We start from the raw sequence: 15,825 nt of genomic DNA, 5'->3' as shown, positions 1-15,825 counted from the left end.
CCGAACGCTTGCCCGGAGTAAAACCATGACCGACGCTGTAGCCTTTGATGCCGAGCTCGACGCCAGCGGCCTCAATTGCCCGTTGCCCTTGCTCAAGGCCAAGCTGGAACTCAACCGATTGACCAGCGGTGCCGTGCTCAAGGTGACCGCAACGGACGCAGGTTCCCAGAGGGATTTCCGCACATTTGCCAAACTGGCCGGCCACACGTTGTTGCATGAAGAAGATGCCGCCGGTGTGTACCGTTACTGGTTGCGCAAGGCCTGAGCCGTTGCCCCTACCACCCGAGGTTGATTGATGTTCAAAGTGTTACGAGACTGGATCCAGCGCTACTTCTCTGATGAAGAAGCCGTGGTACTAGCCGTCCTGTTGTTTTTGGCCTTTACCGCAGTCCTCACCTTGGGTGGCATGCTGGCGCCCGTACTTGCGGGGATGGTGCTCGCTTACCTGATGCAGGGCCTGGTCACCACCCTTGAGCGTTTGCGCTTGCCAGGTGGTGCGGCAGTGGGGCTGGTCTTCGCCTTGTTCATGGGCCTGCTGGTGGTGTTTATCGTGGTGGTGTTGCCGCTGCTGTGGCACCAACTGATAACGCTGTTCAACGAGTTGCCGGGCATGCTCGCCAAGTGGCAGTCGCTGTTGCTGCTGTTGCCGGAGCGCTATCCGCATCTGGTATCGGATGAGCAGGTGTTGCAGGCCATTGAAGTGGCGCGCGGCGAAATCGGGAAATTCGGGCAATGGGCGCTGACGTTTTCCCTGTCCAGCTTGCCGCTGCTGGTCAATATCATGATCTACCTGGTGCTTGTCCCGATCCTGGTGTTCTTCTTTCTCAAGGATCGCGCCATGATCGGTCGCTGGGTGAGTGGCTATCTGCCGCGTGAGCGAGCGCTAATTACTCGGGTTGCCGAGGAAATGAACCGGCAGATCGCCAACTACATTCGTGGCAAAGTCATCGAGATCATTATCTGCGGCGGCGTTACCTACATCGCTTTTATTGCCCTGGACCTGAATTACGCGGCCCTGTTGGCATTGCTGGTCGGTATTTCAGTGGTGGTGCCCTATGTCGGCGCGGTAGTGGTGACCGTACCAGTTACGCTGATCGCTTTGTTCCAGTGGGGCTGGAGCGACCAGTTCATCTACCTGATGGCGGTGTACGGGATCATCCAGACCCTGGATGGCAACGTGCTGGTGCCGTTGCTCTTCTCGGAGGCGGTCAACCTGCATCCGGTGGCGATCATTTGCGCGGTATTGTTGTTTGGTGGGCTATGGGGATTCTGGGGGGTGTTCTTTGCGATTCCCCTGGCAACGCTGTTCAAGGCAGTGCTGGATGCGTGGCCGCGGCAGGAGCCAGTGGTGGCGCCTTTACTCTGAAACGGAAAGGGGGAGCCTGCTCCCCCTCTCACATTTTCAGGCCTTATTCAAAGCCTGCGCTGCTGTCAGTACAGCATCCACATGCCCTGGCACTTTTACGCCACGCCATTCCTGGCGCAGCACGCCTTCCTTGTCGATCAGGAAGGTGCTGCGATCCACACCCAAGTATTCCTTGCCGTAAAGCTTCTTCAGTTTGATCACATCAAACAGCTGGCAAACCGCCTCGTCTTTGTCGCTGATCAGCTCGAAAGGGAATTCCTGCTTGCCTTTGAAGTTCTCGTGGGACTTCACGCTGTCGCGCGACACGCCAAACACTTCAGTGTTGGCCGCTTGGAACGCCGCGTACTGGTCACGGAAGCCTTGGCCTTCAGTGGTGCAGCCGGGGGTGCTGTCCTTCGGATAGAAGTAGATCACCACCTGCTTACCCTTGAGGGCCGCAAGGCTAAAAGTCTGGCCGCTGGTGGCCTGGGCTTCGAAGTCGGCTATGGGTTGGTCGATGACTACTGCCATGAATACTTCCTTACATTGGGTTCTGTGGGCGCCATGGTTCGATCAACGCGTCGAGGTTTAGTGCGTCGGCGAAATCCAGGAACTGGTCGCGCAGCCAACTGATCTGCACACCGGCTGGCAGGGTCACGGTGAAAGTGGCGTTGAGCATGGTGCCGCCGGTTTGCGGGGCCTGGTAGGTGTCGCAGGTCAGGTTTTCCAGTTCGACGTTATGGTCGATAAAGAACTGGCACAACTCGTTGACGATGTCCGAGCGGTACGCCGAGCTGACGTAAGCCACATAAGGCAGGGCCTGGGGACGGTTTTCCAGCGCGGCGCTACGCACTACATTGACGGTGAAGTCATGTTTCTTGGCCAGGCCCGGCAGGCCGGTTTCCAGGCGTGCCAGGGCGTCCCAGGTGCCGGAGATCTGGAGGACCAGCGCACTGCACTCGCCATGGCGTGTCAGGCGGGAGGTCACGACGGCGCAGCGGTTTTCATGGCTGGCGCGGCACAGGACGTTCGTCAGCTCCATGGGGTTGGCGCCGAGGGCACTGATAACAAGGAATTGTTCGCGAACTGTGGGGGTGGACATGCAGCCTTCCTAAACGATGAGCGGTCGATACCATGAGGGCCGTATCGATCAAAGCATGAAGGGTAGCGAAAAGCGCCGCCAAGGGATAGGAGGTGGCGTTTTCATTACGTGAACGGCGTGATTCCAGCCTGCTGTAACCCATGCTTTCGTCCAATGATGGCATTGCCCATCGTTTAGTTGCCCCAGAACGCATCCTCACGCGGTACTTCGCTTGTACAAGCATCTTGGCGCCAGTACCATTACGGCTCTCTTTTTCCGGCAGGAGCGGTTGCATGATTGCGGGCAGTATGGTGGCACTGGTCACACCCATGGATGCACAAGGTCATCTCGACTGGGACAGCCTGGGCAAACTGGTGGACTTCCACCTGCAAGAAGGCACCAACGCCATTGTGGCGGTCGGCACCACAGGTGAGTCGGCCACCCTCGATGTGGAAGAACACATCCAGGTGATTGAGTTCGTGGTCAAGCGTGTTGCGGGCCGCATCGCCGTGATCGCCGGTACGGGTGCCAACTCGACGCGCGAAGCGATCGAGCTGACCAAAAACGCCAAGAAGGCTGGCGCCGACGCCTGCCTGCTGGTGACTCCGTACTACAACAAGCCGACCCAGGAAGGCCTGTACCAGCACTTCCGCACCATTGCCGAAGCCGTCGACATCCCGCAGATCCTCTATAACGTGCCGGGTCGTACCGCGTGCGATATGAAGGCCGAGACCGTGATCCGCCTGTCCACCGTGCCGAACATCATCGGCATCAAGGAAGCCACTGGCGACCTGCAGCGCGCCAAAGACATCCTGGCCGGTGTGAGCAGCGACTTCCTGCTGTATTCCGGTGACGACGCCACGGCTGTCGAGCTGATTCTGCTGGGTGGCAAGGGCAACATCTCCGTGACCGCCAACGTGGCCCCACGTGCCATGAGTGACATGTGCGCTGCTGCCATCGCTGGCGACGCCGTGACCGCCCGTGCGATCCACGAGAAGCTGATGCCGCTCAACAAGACACTCTTTATCGAATCCAACCCTATTCCCGTGAAATGGGCGCTGTTCGAGATGGGCTTGATGCCGGACGGTATCCGTCTGCCGCTCACCCGTCTCAGCGAAGCCTGTCACGAACCGCTGCGACAGGCCCTGCGCCAGTCCGGCGTCCTGGTTTAATTGAGGAAGCACTACGCATGAAGCGATTGGCCGGACTTTCCGCACTTGCCTTGATTATCTCCAGCACCAGTGGCTGCGGTTGGATCTGGGGCCCGGAAGGCTACTTCCGTGACCGCGGCAGCGATTACCTGGAAGCACAAGCAACCAAACCGATGCAGTTGCCGCCAGACGTCAACGTTGCAAAGCGTCTTGACCCGTTGCTGCCGATTCCACGCAACGTTGCCGACGACACCACCAAGGGTGAATACGTAGTGCCACGTCCACAGCCGATCTCGGCCGTGGCGGATGCCAGCGACTACAGCCTCCAGAAGAGCGGTGATTCCCGCTGGATCGTTGCTCAGCGCCCACCTGCCGAAGTCTGGCCAGTGGCGGTGCAGTTCTTCCAGGACAACGGTTTCCGCATCGACGAGCAGCGCCCGCAGACCGGCGAATTCACCACGGCATGGCAGCAAGGCAGCGAACTGTCCGCCACCATGGCCAAGCGTTTGCAAGCCAGTGGTGTAGCGGCTGACAGCGAAGCCCGCGTGCGTGTTCGCATCGAGCCAGGCGTGCAGCGCAATACCAGTGAAGTCTACGTGGTGAGTGCCGAGCGTCCTGCCGGCAGCACCGCCAACGTCGCCTTCACCAACCGTTCGGTCAACACCGGCGTTGACTCGGCACTGGTCGACGAGATGCTGGCCAGCATGAGCCGTATTTCCGAGAAGGGCGGTTCCGTTTCCCTGCTCGCCGCACGTGATTACGACACCCCGAGCCGCGTCAGCCTCACCGAGGACGGCAGTGGTAACGTGGTGCTGAACCTGGGTGAAGACCTGGACCGCGCCTGGGCCAGCGTCGGTCGCGCGTTGGAGCAAGGCCCTTGGCGTGTTGAAGACATCAACCGTAGCCTCGGCCTCTACTACATCAACGTGGCTGAAAAGGCCGAGCGCAAAGACGACGAGCCTGGTTTCTTCGGCAAGCTGTTTGGCAGCCAGCCGACCAAGGAAGAAATCGAGACCCGCGCCGAGCGTTATCAGGTTCGTTTGAGCAAGGTTGGCGAGACTGTGCAAGTCACTGTTGAGAAGAACATCAACACCGTTGCGCCGGCTGAAACAGCCCGCAAAGTGTTGGGCGTAATTCAGGACAACCTGGGCTGATCCGATGCGTTTTGCTGTTCTCGGTAGCGGTAGCCAAGGGAACGGCACGCTGGTCGCCCACGACGACACGTACGTACTGGTGGATTGTGGTTTCTCGTTAAAAGAAACCGAGCGGCGCCTGCTGCGCCTGGGGGTTCACCCCACGCAGCTGAGCGCTATTCTAGTGACCCACGAACATGCCGATCACGTGCATGGCGTGGGTTTGCTGTCTCGGCGCTACAATCTTCCGGTGTACCTGAGTCGCGGCACCTTGCGCGGGATGCGCAAGCCCATTGAGCCCGCAGGTTTCCTGGCTGGCGGTGAGCAACTGCAAATCGGTGCCTTGAGCATTGATGTGATTGCCGTGGCGCACGACGCTCAGGAGCCGACGCAGTATGTATTCAGTGATGGCCAGCGACGCTTCGGCGTGCTGACCGACCTGGGCTCCTACTGCGCCAAGGTGCTGGACGGTTACCGCGACCTCGATGCCTTGATGATCGAGTCCAACCACTGCCGAGACCTGCTGGCTCGCGGTCACTATCCCTACTTTCTCAAGCAGCGGGTGGGCGGCGAACTGGGACATTTGAACAACCACCAGGCGGCGTACCTGGTGTATGAGTTGGGCTGGCAAGACCTGCAACACCTGGTCCTGGCCCACCTGAGCAGCAAGAACAACCTGCCGACGCTTGCCCGGCAATGTTTTGTCGACACCCTCGGGTGCGACCCGGACTGGCTGCAATTGGCCGATCAAGATTCAGGGCTCGACTGGCGACATATCGCCTAGCCCACCTCACTCAAAGCGGAGCCCATCATGGAAAAACGTGAAGAACTCTACCGCGGCAAGGCCAAGTCGGTTTACAAGACCGACGACGCCAACCGCCTGATCCTGCTGTTTCGCAACGACACCTCGGCGTTCGACGGCAAGCGCATCGAACAACTGGACCGCAAGGGGATGGTTAACAACAAGTTCAACGCCTTCATCATGCAGAAACTCGAAGAGGCCGGCATTCCGACCCAATTCGACAAACTGCTGGGCGACAACGAGTGCCTGGTGAAGAAGCTGGACATGATCCCGGTCGAATGCGTCGTGCGTAACTACGCCGCCGGCAGCTTGGTCAAGCGCCTGGGTGTGGAGGAGGGCCTCAAGCTCAACCCTTACACGTTCGAACTGTTCCTGAAGGACGACGCCAAGGGCGACCCGTTCATCAACGAATCCCACGTCGTGGCATTTGGCTGGGGCACCGCTGAGCAACTGGCTCGCATGAAAGAGCTGTCCCTCAAGGTCAACGACGTACTGAGCAAGCTGTTCGACGACGCAGGCCTGCTGCTGGTGGACTTCAAGCTGGAATTCGGTGTGTTCCACGACGGTTCCATCGTCCTGGGCGACGAATTCAGCCCGGACGGCTGCCGCCTGTGGGACAAGGACACCAAGAAGAAGATGGACAAAGACCGCTTCCGCCAGGGCCTCGGTGACGTTATCGAAGCTTACGAAGAAGTCGCCAATCGTCTCGGCGTACCGCTGTAATCGACGCAAGCATCTGATAGCACGGAAAAAAATCGCTTAGGCGCTTTGCATCCACGAATCATGCTGTTATGATGCGCGCCGTTGGAGAGATGCCAGAGTGGCCGAATGGGACGGATTCGAAATCCGTTGTACCTTCACCGGTACCTAGGGTTCGAATCCCTATCTCTCCGCCATTACATAGAAAAAGCCCCGTAGCTGAATAAGCTACGGGGCTTTTTCGTTTTTGGTGCCATAAAAGTCCTACATACCCTTCCGCACAGCTTTGTTCATACCTCCTTCCAAGATTGAAGCCTGGGTGTTTGCCGGTCTTCGTCGACACGCCATCGTTTTTTGGGAGACGGGTATATTGATTTACCGAGAGACGCTCACCGAGGCGCTCGCACTAAATGGCATCACCTGCATAAGCAGCGCGCTCACTCCTGCGCGACGGCGGGTTGGGGCGGGGTCAGCTCCAATACGCGATCACGTCCGCCCTCGGCCAGCAGATAAGTCCCGCGCGCAGTCGGCACGATCGATTGTGGCGCTTTCAAGAACGACAAAATCGTCTGCTGGTGCCCTTGTTTGTCGATCAGCAACAGCCGCGCACGGTGGGTGGCGTCTTCATTGATCCATAACCCGCGCTCATCGCACATCAAAAACGTCGGCTGGTTCAGCTTGGCCAGTACCACCGGATCACTGCCGTCTGCGGCTAGCTCACGCACCGTGCCTTCTTTCTTCTTCGTGTAGAGCATGCGGCCATCGGTGCAGCGGATGATGGATTCACCCTCATCGAGGTCTTTGCGCACGACGCTCAAGGTCCGGTCGCTCCAGCGATAACGCAGGAGACGGCCCTCGTCGCGACGGTCCTCCATCGCATAGAGGTAGTCCCCGTCGTCCCACAGACCTTGCACGTTTTCGCCCCTGAATAACTCTGTGACGGTACCGTCCTTGAGGAAGCTGACGGGAGAGTCGAGTGCTTCCTGGCTGAATACCCAGCCGCCACGGGTGGAGAGCATACCGTCGGGTTTGGACAGCTTGCCCACCACCACTTCGCGTGTCCCGTCCAGGTGAATGCGCACGATACTGCCCTTGGCGTCGTCGAGCTCCTGGCTGACCATCAACGCGCCGTCCGGTAACGGCATCAGCGAGGCAGCTTTGGGCACATCGCGGTGCAGCACCTGAACAGTCCAGCCGCTCGCCGTACTCACGGGGTAGAAGTTTTGCCAAGTGAAGAAGCCCAGCGCGGCGAGGCAGGGCAGGCCTACCAGGCATACAGCTCCTTTCAGCGCTCGATGTAGCGTTTTTCTGCCGGATGCCTTGCTCATTGAACTCTCAGTCGAAAACGGACGGATTGCAGACTACGCACCTAAGTGCTTTTTTCAAGGCAGCTTTTTCAAGACTGGTTGGCCTGCCATTGTCTGTAGAGTCGTCGGGCGACTTCCATTCGCGCGATCAGGATCACCAGGTAAATCATCCAGGCCATCGACACGAGTACCAGCGAGAACAGTAGCCCGCGCTGTTCGCTCAAACCCTCTCGTACGTATTTGTTGTAGTTCTTGTCGAGGAAGAATGAGCAAATGATGTCGAGTTTCTCTTCCGGTAATCCCGGGAGAAGAAAAGCCTGTAGCGACTCGGACGACCGGCAGTGTTCTACCATCAGGACGTTGTCGGACCAGATGCCGAACTTCACGTTATCTTCAGATAAATAGAACGATGGAGCATCTGGGGCGTTTTTCAGGGACACCATCAGGTACTTTGATTCAATCAGAGGAACCGCAATGGCTACACCTGCCAAAAGCACGAAAGCGAGTACAAAAAAACAGTTGATGCGCCATTGTGCGAACCGCCGGGTGATGAAATTCAGCGCTGTGAAGTCGCCCCACTCTATGTAGCGCTTCACGCGGCCGAAGTCGCGCGGGGCGAATTCATTGCTGTACATCCAATCCTCGGCCAAGTCTGCCTCCCGCAGCGTTTTGGCAGGGATGTTGAATTCGTAGCGGTAATATTCAAGCTCGCGCAAATCCTTGCGCATGCGTTCAAAACGTTCTGTTTCGAAGCGCGTTTTGCCCCCAAAAAACCGCCATATCCAATCCCGCAAAAACAGCAGCGATCCGGAACGTCGGTAGATAAATATCAACAGCCCCGCGATAGCGAGAAAGGTAAAGGCACCGCTGAAGAAGGCGAAATGCTCGACGTACCAAGTCAGTGGTGTGCTTTTTACGATCGGTTCGGCCATGGCTGGGTCCATTAGTCATAAAGTCGAACGCGGGATTCTAGGGAACCAGAGCGAGCGTGTCTTTACGTCAGAAAAAACAGGAAGCAACTGACGGGGCTCTCAGAATCCGGCTAAGCCACAACTGCAGTTTTTCTGGCGGTCCTCATGCATGGCTTCCCACCGACAGTCGTACGATAATGCCGTCCATCCCGCTATTGACTGGCCGTTCTCCGTGATCATTAACTTCGACCTCAACGACCTCCAAGCCTTCCGCGCTGTGGTAGACAAGGGCAGTTTTCGCGGCGCCGCGGAGGCCATCCGTATCTCGCAACCGGCGCTCAGTCGGCGCATCGAAAAACTTGAATCCGCGCTTGATGTAAAGCTGTTCGAGCGCACCACCCGACGGGTCAGCCTGACCATGGTGGGCCGTGCATTCCTGCCGCAAGTCGAGCGCATGCTCGACGACCTCGACATCGCGCTGATGGGCATCAGTAACGTCGCGTCCACGCGCATGGGCGATGTCATCATCGCCTGCGTGCCTTCGACTGCGTACTACTTCATGCCTCACGTGATCTCCGAATTCCACAAGCTGTATCCAAAGATTCGCCTGCGGGTGCTGGATGCCAGTGCCGGTGAGGTGTGCAATGCGGTGGAAAATGGCGAGGCGGATTTTGGCGTGAGTTTCAGCGGCAGCCTGCCCGATGAAGTGGAGTTCGAATTGCTGCTGCAGGAGCGATACGTACTCGCCTGTCGCCGTGATCACCCGTTGGCCGAACGTGACAGCGTGACCTGGGCCGAAGCCTTTGAGCATGACTACATCACGGTGGACAAAACTTCGGGCAACCGCTTCCTGCTTGACCAGGCCTTGCGCGGCGTACGTGTGAAAAAACCGAGTGTCTGCGAGACGCACCACGTGACCACCATGATCGCGTTGGTGGAGGCGGGGTTGGGGGTAGCGATGGTGCCTTCGATTGCAATGCCGGCGTGCGCGCACCCGGTTCTGGTAAGCGTGCCGTTGGTGGAGCCGCAGGTGATGCGCAATGTGGGCTTGATCAAGCGCCGCGGGCGGACATTGCCGCCCGCGGCGCTGGAGTTGGAACGGTTGGTGCGGGAGATGCCGTTTCGGTCAGCGTGACACCGAATCCAGGCCGGTGGATTGCACCAGCGGTTGCGCCTCGGGCGAGGCCAGGTACTTCAGCAACGCCTTGGCTTGGGTCGGGTGTTCGGCGTTCACCGGAATACCTGCTGCAAAACGCGTAACGGACTGCACGTCTTCGGGGATTTTGCCCACATAGGTCACGCCCGGTACGGGCAACAATTCGGCGACCTGCTGCAGACCCACTTCGTAGTCACCTTTGGCAACCTGTTCAGCCACCGGAATACGTTCGATCATCGTGCCCTTGGCCGGCATGCCGAGCTTCTTGAACAGCTCTTTCTCGACATACACACCGCTGGCACTGTCCGAGTACGCCACTGACTTGGCCTTGCTCAGCACTGCCTTCAGCTCTGCATCGGTGCCGATGGCGGGTTTCGCCGCGCCTTCCTTCACCACCAAACCAATCCGCGAGTCCGCCAGTTCCACGCGAGACGCTGGGTCGACCTTGCCTTGTTTGATCAAGTCATCCAGGGCGTAGCCGACCATGATCACCACATCGGCGTGTTCGCCCCTGGCCAGGCGGTTGGGAATCGCTTCCGGCGCCTTGCCCATGGACGGGCCGAGAATGGTATCGAGGGTGTCACCGCTTTGCTGGGCATACTGCGGGCCAAGCAACTTATAAGCGGCGGTGAAGCCACCGGAGGTCATTACCTTGAGCTCCTCGGCCTGGGCCGACAGCGCCAGCGCGCCGAGGGCCAAGGCCGCCAGTGTGTTGAGCAGAGGTCGCATCATACCGCCCCCTGCAGCATCTGCCCGCGAGTGTTGGCGCGGCGGTACAACGCCAGGGTCGAACACAGTGCGCACAGTGCGGCGAACATCATCCAGTAGGCCGGTGAGGCCTTGTCCCCGGTGATGTGGATGAACCAGGTGGAGATCGCCGGGGTGAAGCCACCGAAGATCGCAGTTGCCAGGCTATAGGCCAGGGAAAAGCCCGCCACGCGCACTTCCACCGGCATGATTTCGGTCAGCGCCGGGATCATCGCGCCGTTGTACATGCCATAGAGGAAGGAGAACCACAGCAGGGTTTCCAGCATATGGCCGAAGCTCGGTGCATTCACCACGTAAGACAGTGCTGGATACGCTGTAAGAACCGCCAGCGCTGTCATGGCGATCAGTACCGGCTTGCGGCCGAAGCGATCGCTGAGGGTGCCGCCGATGGGGAGCCATACAAAGTTCGACACGGCCACCAGCAACGTCACCAGCAAGGCGTCCGAGGTGCTCAGTTGCAGCACGGTCTTGCCGAAGGTCGGCGCGTACACGGTGATCAGGTAGAACGCGGTAGTGGTCATGGCCACCATCAGCATGCCGCCGATCACAACGGTCCAGTTTTTCACCAGGGTTGCCAGCACTTCGCGCATGGTCGGGCGATGCTTGCGGTTGGCGAACTCTTCGGTTTCCTCCAGGTTGCGACGCAGCACAAAGATAAACGGAATGATCACGCAACCGACGGCGAACGGAATGCGCCAGCCCCAGTCGGCAACCACCGACGGTTCCATCCACACGTTCAGGCCATAACCCAGCGCAGCGGCGACCACGATGGAGATCTGTTGGCTGCCCGACTGCCAGCTGGTGTAGAAGCCTTTACGGCCTGGGGTGGCCATCTCAGACAAGTACACCGACACCCCGCCCAGTTCCGCACCGGCCGAGAAGCCTTGCAGCAAGCGACCAAGCAACACCAGCAGCGGTGCCCACAGGCCAATGGTCTGATAACCCGGCACCAGCACGATCAGCAACGTACCGCTGGCCATGATCGAGAGGGTCACGATCAGCCCTTTGCGGCGACCGACGTCGTCGATGTAGGCACCGAGAATGATTGCGCCAAGTGGGCGCATCAGGAAGCCTGCGCCAAACACGGCGAAGGTCATCATTAATGACGCAAACTCATTAGCGGCCGGGAAGAACGCAGCCGCGATGTAGGTGGCGTAGAAACCAAACAGAAAGAAGTCGAACTGTTCGAGGAAATTGCCCGAAGTAACGCGGAATACCGCGCCAACTTTCGAGCGGGCAGAGTCGGGGCGGGAAGGGCTAGTCATGGTTTTGTGTCTCCAGCGTTCTTTTCAAAGTGCTTATTTCGCTTAAGACTATGGATAGTGGCTGACACATTTAGAAATGATAAGTGAAAATTTTGGCTTTATTGATGTTCAGGGATTATCAATCCCTGTGGCCGTCAAAATCTCTTTCCCTGTCCTATGCTTGAACAGGTGACCTATGCTTAAGGAAAGAGGTGGCTATGGGTAACGAACAAAAGCGGCGCGATGAACCAGAGCGTGAGCAACCCCAGCGGCAGCGCGAAGAGGAAAAGCCGCAGACCTGGAAGCATCCGGACGACGGTACGGAGCTTTCCGAGCGCGATCAGGAGTTTCCGCTCAAGCCCTGAGCAACCTATCCGCCTGTGATGCTAGCTTATCGGCAATTAAGCGCATAGACGGCGTGCGCCGCGCTTTCTACACTGCGACCTGTCTTGGTGAAACGGGCAGGCGCCGATGAATCGCAATGAATTACGCAAGGCCGACATCAATCTGATGGTGGTCTTCGAAGCACTGATGCTTGAGCGCAATGTGACGCGGGTGGCCGAGAAACTTTTCCTCGGCCAGCCGACCATCAGTTCGGCCCTGAACCGTTTGCGTACCTTGTTCAACGACCCATTGTTTATTCGTGTTGGCCATCGCATGGAGCCCACCGCGCGCGCCGAGGAAATCATTCAGCATCTGTCCCCGGCCCTCGATTCCTTGTCGTCGGCCTTGAGCCTGACCCACGATTTTGACCCGTCCATCAGCACCATGACGTTTCGCATCGGTCTGTCCGACGATGTCGAGTTCGGCCTGTTGCCGCCGTTGCTGCGCGCGCTGCGCCAGGAAGCGCCCCAAGTGGTGTTCGTGGTGCAGCATGTGGATTATTGGCGCATCCCTGATCTGCTGGCGTCCGGCGATATCACCGTTGGCATCACCCAGACCCGTGGTCTGCCGGCGAATGCCAAGCGCAAGTTGCTGCGCCATATCCGTCCGCGACTCCTGCGCGCGGATGCCTCGGACACACCGCTGACCCTGGACGAATATTGCTCGCGGCCCCATGTGCTGGTGTCTCACACCGCCAACGTGTCGGGTTTTGCCGATGAGTGGCTGGCCGAGATTGGCCGTAAGCGCCACGTGGTTTTATCGGTACCGCAATACAGCGCGTTGCCGGCGTTGCTGGCCGGCACCGACCTCATCGCCAGCCTGCCGGACTACACCGCCGAAGCCATGGCGGTGTCGGGCAATCTGTTTTGTGAGCCGTTTCCGTTCGAGACACCAACGTTGGACTTGTCCATGGTTTGGCTCAGCCATGTGGACACCGACCCCGCCGAGCGTTGGGTGCGGTCGAGACTGGAGGCGTTCATGAGCGATAGAGGGTTGGGCGCCAAGGCGTGACGCTATATATTCAAGAATCTTCCTACAACAAGCCTCGGAGCAACCCATGCCGCATCTGCACCTGGAATACACCGCCAACCTGACAGACCTGACCGTCGATAAAACCCTGTTGCGGCTCAACAATGTGCTAATGGCGTCCGGGCAATTCGGCTCCGAGTTCGATATCAAAAGCCGTGCGGTGAAGCTTGAGCATTTTCAGGTAGGTACCTCCCTCAATCCGCGCGGCTTTATTGCGGTGAAGCTGTCATTGCTCAGCGGGCGTTCGCCGCAGGTCAAGCAGCAGCTGTCGGAAAGCCTGCTGGCGGTGTTGCAGGACCTTAGCCCGTGGCCCGAAGGCGTGCAGGTACAACTGAGCGTTGAACTGCGCGACATGGACCGCGATGCCTATAGCAAAGTCGCTATCGGCTAAGGCTTACAACAAGCCCTGATCGGCACATACCTTCACCACCTGCTCGCGAAACCAGGTATTGGCACTGTCCTGTTCACTGGTTTCGTTCCACTGCATATCAAGGGTGAACCCCGGCAACCCGTTGGGCGCCTCGCAATGGCCGAACACCGGCTCCGGCGCCAGTAGCTTTTGCACGCGGCGGGGCAGGGTGAGGATAAAGTCGGTGCCGGTGATCATCTTCAATGCCGCGCTGTAGCTGTTAGCACGGGCGACCACCTGGCGCTTGTGGGCCTGGCGCGCCAGCCAGCCGTCGATCATGTTGGTGTCGGAGGTCCACGGCGTGGGGAATACATGTCGCCGTTCGACGAAGGATTGCAGGCTGAATGCTGGCTCCCTGGGCGCTGAGCGTTTATCGAAGACACACACCAAATCGTCCTCTAGCAACATCTGGGTCTTGAAGTCTTTGTGGGCGCGATGAAAATGCGGGCCGAAGCAGATCACCAAGTCCAGACGGCCTTCGCGCAAGTCATCGGCGGGGATGTCGGTTTCCAGCTTCTGCACATTGACGATCACCGGCAAGTCGGCCCGGTCGAAGGTTTTCAGCAGGCGCGGCAGGATCAACTGTTCGAAGTATTCCGGTGCACATACGTTGAAGGTCACGGCTTTTTGCGTGGGGTCGAAGGCCTGGCCACCGGCGTGGCACAGGTTGATGCTTTCGAGGATCTTCTGCACATGGCCGTACATGGTGGTGGCCTTGTACGTAGGACGCATGCCCGCTCGGGTGTTGATAAACAGCTCGTCTTCAAAGCTGGTGCGCAGCTTCTTCAGGCTGTAGCTCACGGTGGACTGGCTGACGAACAGCGTTTCGGACACCTCGGTAACGCTGCTCTGGTCGTAGACGGCGATAAACACCATCAAGTCCTGCATATCGAGTTTTCTGAGCAAGTTACTGTTTAACATCGGTTTCGTCCGTAAACCCTTTGTACCGAACTCAGTACAAGACAGCCCAAAAGCTTAACGGAACGTGCGTACCAATAGAAAGCTCTGTAGGGCGTTTCTATGTTTGCAGTGGGACAAATACTGTTTGCAACACGACCTCAGCGGATATGTTGCGCGTAATGCCTCGGGTTGAAGCGCGTGACGATCAGCAACATCAATACGATCACCGCCGTCAGCGACCACCAGGCCCATTCGAAACTGCCCAGTTGGTCACGGATCATCCCGGCGATCAGCGGCGACAGGCCGGCAATCAGGTAGCCGATGCCTTGCACAAAGGCAGTGAGGCCACCGGCACGGCGCGGGTTGTCCAAGTGATCGAGGGACAGGATCAGGCTCATGGGGAATAGGCCGCCGATGCCCAGGCCGAGCAGGCACGGCCACAGCAAACTGAGGGATTGCGGGCTGAGAATCAGGCCGCAGAAACCGATGATGATCAGCACCAGCAGCACGGCTACCACGCCGCGTTTGTCCTGGCGGCGGTTGGCGATGGCGGGGGTGATCAGGCCAGACACCACTTCCATGGCGGTCAGAAAGCCCAGCAGCAGACCGGCGTCCTGCTCGCTCCAGCCTTGCTCCACGTAGTACGGCGCCAGCCACGCGAGTACACATGTGTAGGACGCAGTGCCCAAACCAAAAAAGATCGCCAGCAACCAGGCGCGGCGATTGCCGAAAAATGATTCCTGCGGGCCGGAACGGGCCTCGGGTAATGGCGGCATTACCGAGCGCTGGGCATACCAGAACACCAAGGCGAGCAACGCCAGCACAGCCCAGATCGCCAGGCCGATACGCCAACTGCCGGTGTGCGTTTGCACGAAGGGCGAGAACGAAGCCGCCAGCGCCGCGCCACCCATGATGGCGGTGACGTACAGGCCCATGAACAGTGAAACGTTATCGCTGAAGCGCGACTTGACCAGCGCCGGCATCAACGCCTGGATCATTGCAATACCGATCCCCGCCGCAATCGCGCTGACGATCAGCTCCAGCGCCGAATCCAGGAACAACCGCGACAGCGTCGCCAGGCCGATCACCAGCAGCGACAGGACAATGCTGCGGTGCTCACCAAAACGCTTGGCCAGGCCCATGCCAAAGAACATCGCCAGGCCCATGGTCATGACCGGCAACATGGTCAGCAACGCCGCGCTGCTGAAACTCAACGGCACATCGCCACGAATCGAAGACAACAACGGCCCCACTGCAGCCATCGACGGGCGCAGGTTAAGGGCGACCAGCACCACGCTGATCATCAGCCAAACGGCAGTGGTGGGTTTTGCGTGAACGTTTTCCATGGGCCTGCCTTGAGTGAACAAGGGTGAATCAGGCCACGCATGGGGCAGGGGGGCAAATGAGAAAGTCGCAGGCACTATCTAAAAATTGCAGTTCCCACAAACACCGCAAATCAAGATGTGGGAGGGGGCTTGCCCCCGATAGCCGTGTTTCAGTCTAAGC

Annotated in this window: 18 protein-coding genes and 1 tRNA gene; 11 read left to right on the top strand and 8 right to left on the bottom strand. The window is 58.7% G+C overall.

Features of this window, described 5'->3' with window-relative positions; translation table 11 throughout:
- The first annotated feature begins 25 nt into the window (after positions 1 to 25).
- Positions 26 to 265, top strand: coding sequence for a sulfurtransferase TusA family protein (locus tag ACVWXD_RS17585; RefSeq protein WP_032888554.1), 240 nt, complete (start codon positions 26 to 28; stop codon positions 263 to 265).
- Positions 266 to 295: 30 nt separating this feature from the next.
- Positions 296 to 1,366, top strand: a complete 1,071-nt coding sequence (locus ACVWXD_RS17580; RefSeq protein ID WP_032888556.1) for an AI-2E family transporter — start codon at positions 296 to 298, stop codon at positions 1,364 to 1,366.
- 36 nt (positions 1,367 to 1,402) lie between these two features.
- Here ACVWXD_RS17580 and ACVWXD_RS17575 read toward each other — a convergent pair whose 3' ends face one another.
- A complete protein-coding gene (locus ACVWXD_RS17575) occupies positions 1,403 to 1,876 on the bottom strand; it encodes a peroxiredoxin (RefSeq protein ID WP_095184079.1) in 474 nt (157 codons plus the stop codon).
- Positions 1,877 to 1,886: 10 nt separating this feature from the next.
- Complete coding sequence (locus tag ACVWXD_RS17570) at positions 1,887 to 2,447, bottom strand: glycine cleavage system protein R (RefSeq protein ID WP_003172487.1); 561 nt, start codon at positions 2,445 to 2,447, stop codon at positions 1,887 to 1,889.
- A 272-nt stretch (positions 2,448 to 2,719) separates the two neighbouring features.
- Between ACVWXD_RS17570 and dapA the strand changes: the two genes are divergently transcribed.
- From dapA to ACVWXD_RS17545, 5 genes are all read left to right on the top strand, one after another.
- Positions 2,720 to 3,598: a 4-hydroxy-tetrahydrodipicolinate synthase gene (dapA, locus tag ACVWXD_RS17565; RefSeq protein WP_032888561.1), complete on the top strand. Its 879-nt coding sequence runs from the start codon at positions 2,720 to 2,722 to the stop codon at positions 3,596 to 3,598.
- Between the two features lie 17 nt (positions 3,599 to 3,615).
- Positions 3,616 to 4,731 carry an outer membrane protein assembly factor BamC gene (bamC, locus tag ACVWXD_RS17560; protein ID WP_122680213.1) on the top strand — a complete coding sequence of 372 codons (1,116 nt, stop codon included), beginning with the start codon at positions 3,616 to 3,618 and terminating at the stop codon, positions 4,729 to 4,731.
- Between the two features lie 4 nt (positions 4,732 to 4,735).
- Entirely contained in the window at positions 4,736 to 5,494 is a 759-nt protein-coding gene (locus ACVWXD_RS17555) for an MBL fold metallo-hydrolase (RefSeq protein WP_032888564.1), read from the top strand.
- Positions 5,495 to 5,521: 27 nt separating this feature from the next.
- Positions 5,522 to 6,235: a phosphoribosylaminoimidazolesuccinocarboxamide synthase gene (gene purC, locus ACVWXD_RS17550; protein ID WP_003172493.1), complete on the top strand. Its 714-nt coding sequence runs from the start codon at positions 5,522 to 5,524 to the stop codon at positions 6,233 to 6,235.
- A gap of 83 nt (positions 6,236 to 6,318) precedes the next feature.
- Positions 6,319 to 6,408 (top strand) — tRNA-Ser (locus tag ACVWXD_RS17545).
- Positions 6,409 to 6,648: 240 nt separating this feature from the next.
- Here the strand turns inward: ACVWXD_RS17545 and ACVWXD_RS17540 are convergent.
- Together ACVWXD_RS17540 and ACVWXD_RS17535 are read right to left on the bottom strand one after the other, a co-directional pair.
- Entirely contained in the window at positions 6,649 to 7,539 is an 891-nt protein-coding gene (locus ACVWXD_RS17540; RefSeq protein ID WP_241089440.1) for a hypothetical protein, read from the bottom strand.
- A gap of 68 nt (positions 7,540 to 7,607) precedes the next feature.
- The gene (locus ACVWXD_RS17535) at positions 7,608 to 8,450 is read right to left on the bottom strand and encodes a DUF6216 family protein (protein ID WP_095184080.1); all 843 of its coding nucleotides are present in this window, start codon (positions 8,448 to 8,450) and stop codon (positions 7,608 to 7,610) included.
- A gap of 211 nt (positions 8,451 to 8,661) precedes the next feature.
- Here ACVWXD_RS17535 and ACVWXD_RS17530 point away from each other — a divergent pair, with 211 nt between their 5' ends.
- Positions 8,662 to 9,564, top strand: a complete 903-nt coding sequence (locus tag ACVWXD_RS17530) for a LysR family transcriptional regulator (RefSeq protein ID WP_099601501.1) — start codon at positions 8,662 to 8,664, stop codon at positions 9,562 to 9,564.
- On the opposite strand, the gene ACVWXD_RS17525 is transcribed toward ACVWXD_RS17530, so the two are convergent.
- On the bottom strand, positions 9,556 to 10,314 hold the full coding sequence (locus ACVWXD_RS17525; RefSeq protein ID WP_122680432.1) for a substrate-binding domain-containing protein: 759 nt from the start codon (positions 10,312 to 10,314) through the stop codon (positions 9,556 to 9,558). The two genes, ACVWXD_RS17530 and ACVWXD_RS17525, sit on opposite strands and share 9 nt — an antisense overlap.
- Complete coding sequence (gene tcuC, locus ACVWXD_RS17520) at positions 10,314 to 11,618, bottom strand: MFS transporter (protein ID WP_032888673.1); 1,305 nt, start codon at positions 11,616 to 11,618, stop codon at positions 10,314 to 10,316. The genes ACVWXD_RS17525 and tcuC overlap by 1 nt, the downstream gene beginning before the upstream one ends.
- Before the next feature lie 197 nt (positions 11,619 to 11,815).
- Here tcuC and ACVWXD_RS17515 point away from each other — a divergent pair, with 197 nt between their 5' ends.
- The 3 genes from ACVWXD_RS17515 (at position 11,816) to ACVWXD_RS17505 (ending at position 13,401) form a co-directional block, all read left to right on the top strand.
- Positions 11,816 to 11,962 carry a hypothetical protein gene (locus tag ACVWXD_RS17515; protein WP_163034878.1) on the top strand — a complete coding sequence of 49 codons (147 nt, stop codon included), beginning with the start codon at positions 11,816 to 11,818 and terminating at the stop codon, positions 11,960 to 11,962.
- A 106-nt stretch (positions 11,963 to 12,068) separates the two neighbouring features.
- Complete coding sequence (locus ACVWXD_RS17510) at positions 12,069 to 12,992, top strand: LysR substrate-binding domain-containing protein (protein WP_017526706.1); 924 nt, start codon at positions 12,069 to 12,071, stop codon at positions 12,990 to 12,992.
- Positions 12,993 to 13,038: 46 nt separating this feature from the next.
- Entirely contained in the window at positions 13,039 to 13,401 is a 363-nt protein-coding gene (locus ACVWXD_RS17505; protein ID WP_032888675.1) for a 5-carboxymethyl-2-hydroxymuconate Delta-isomerase, read from the top strand.
- A 3-nt stretch (positions 13,402 to 13,404) separates the two neighbouring features.
- Here ACVWXD_RS17505 and ACVWXD_RS17500 read toward each other — a convergent pair whose 3' ends face one another.
- Both ACVWXD_RS17500 and ACVWXD_RS17495 read right to left on the bottom strand, forming a co-directional pair.
- On the bottom strand, positions 13,405 to 14,340 hold the full coding sequence (locus ACVWXD_RS17500) for a LysR family transcriptional regulator (RefSeq protein ID WP_099601376.1): 936 nt from the start codon (positions 14,338 to 14,340) through the stop codon (positions 13,405 to 13,407).
- 137 nt (positions 14,341 to 14,477) lie between these two features.
- Positions 14,478 to 15,665 carry a CynX/NimT family MFS transporter gene (locus tag ACVWXD_RS17495; protein ID WP_457371219.1) on the bottom strand — a complete coding sequence of 396 codons (1,188 nt, stop codon included), beginning with the start codon at positions 15,663 to 15,665 and terminating at the stop codon, positions 14,478 to 14,480.
- Between the last annotated feature and the right edge of the window lie 160 nt (positions 15,666 to 15,825).

The organism is Pseudomonas sp. TE3911, from assembly GCF_054062775.1.
The sequence above is the reverse complement of the archived record's forward strand: the minus strand, read 5'-3'. Positions and strand labels throughout refer to the sequence as shown.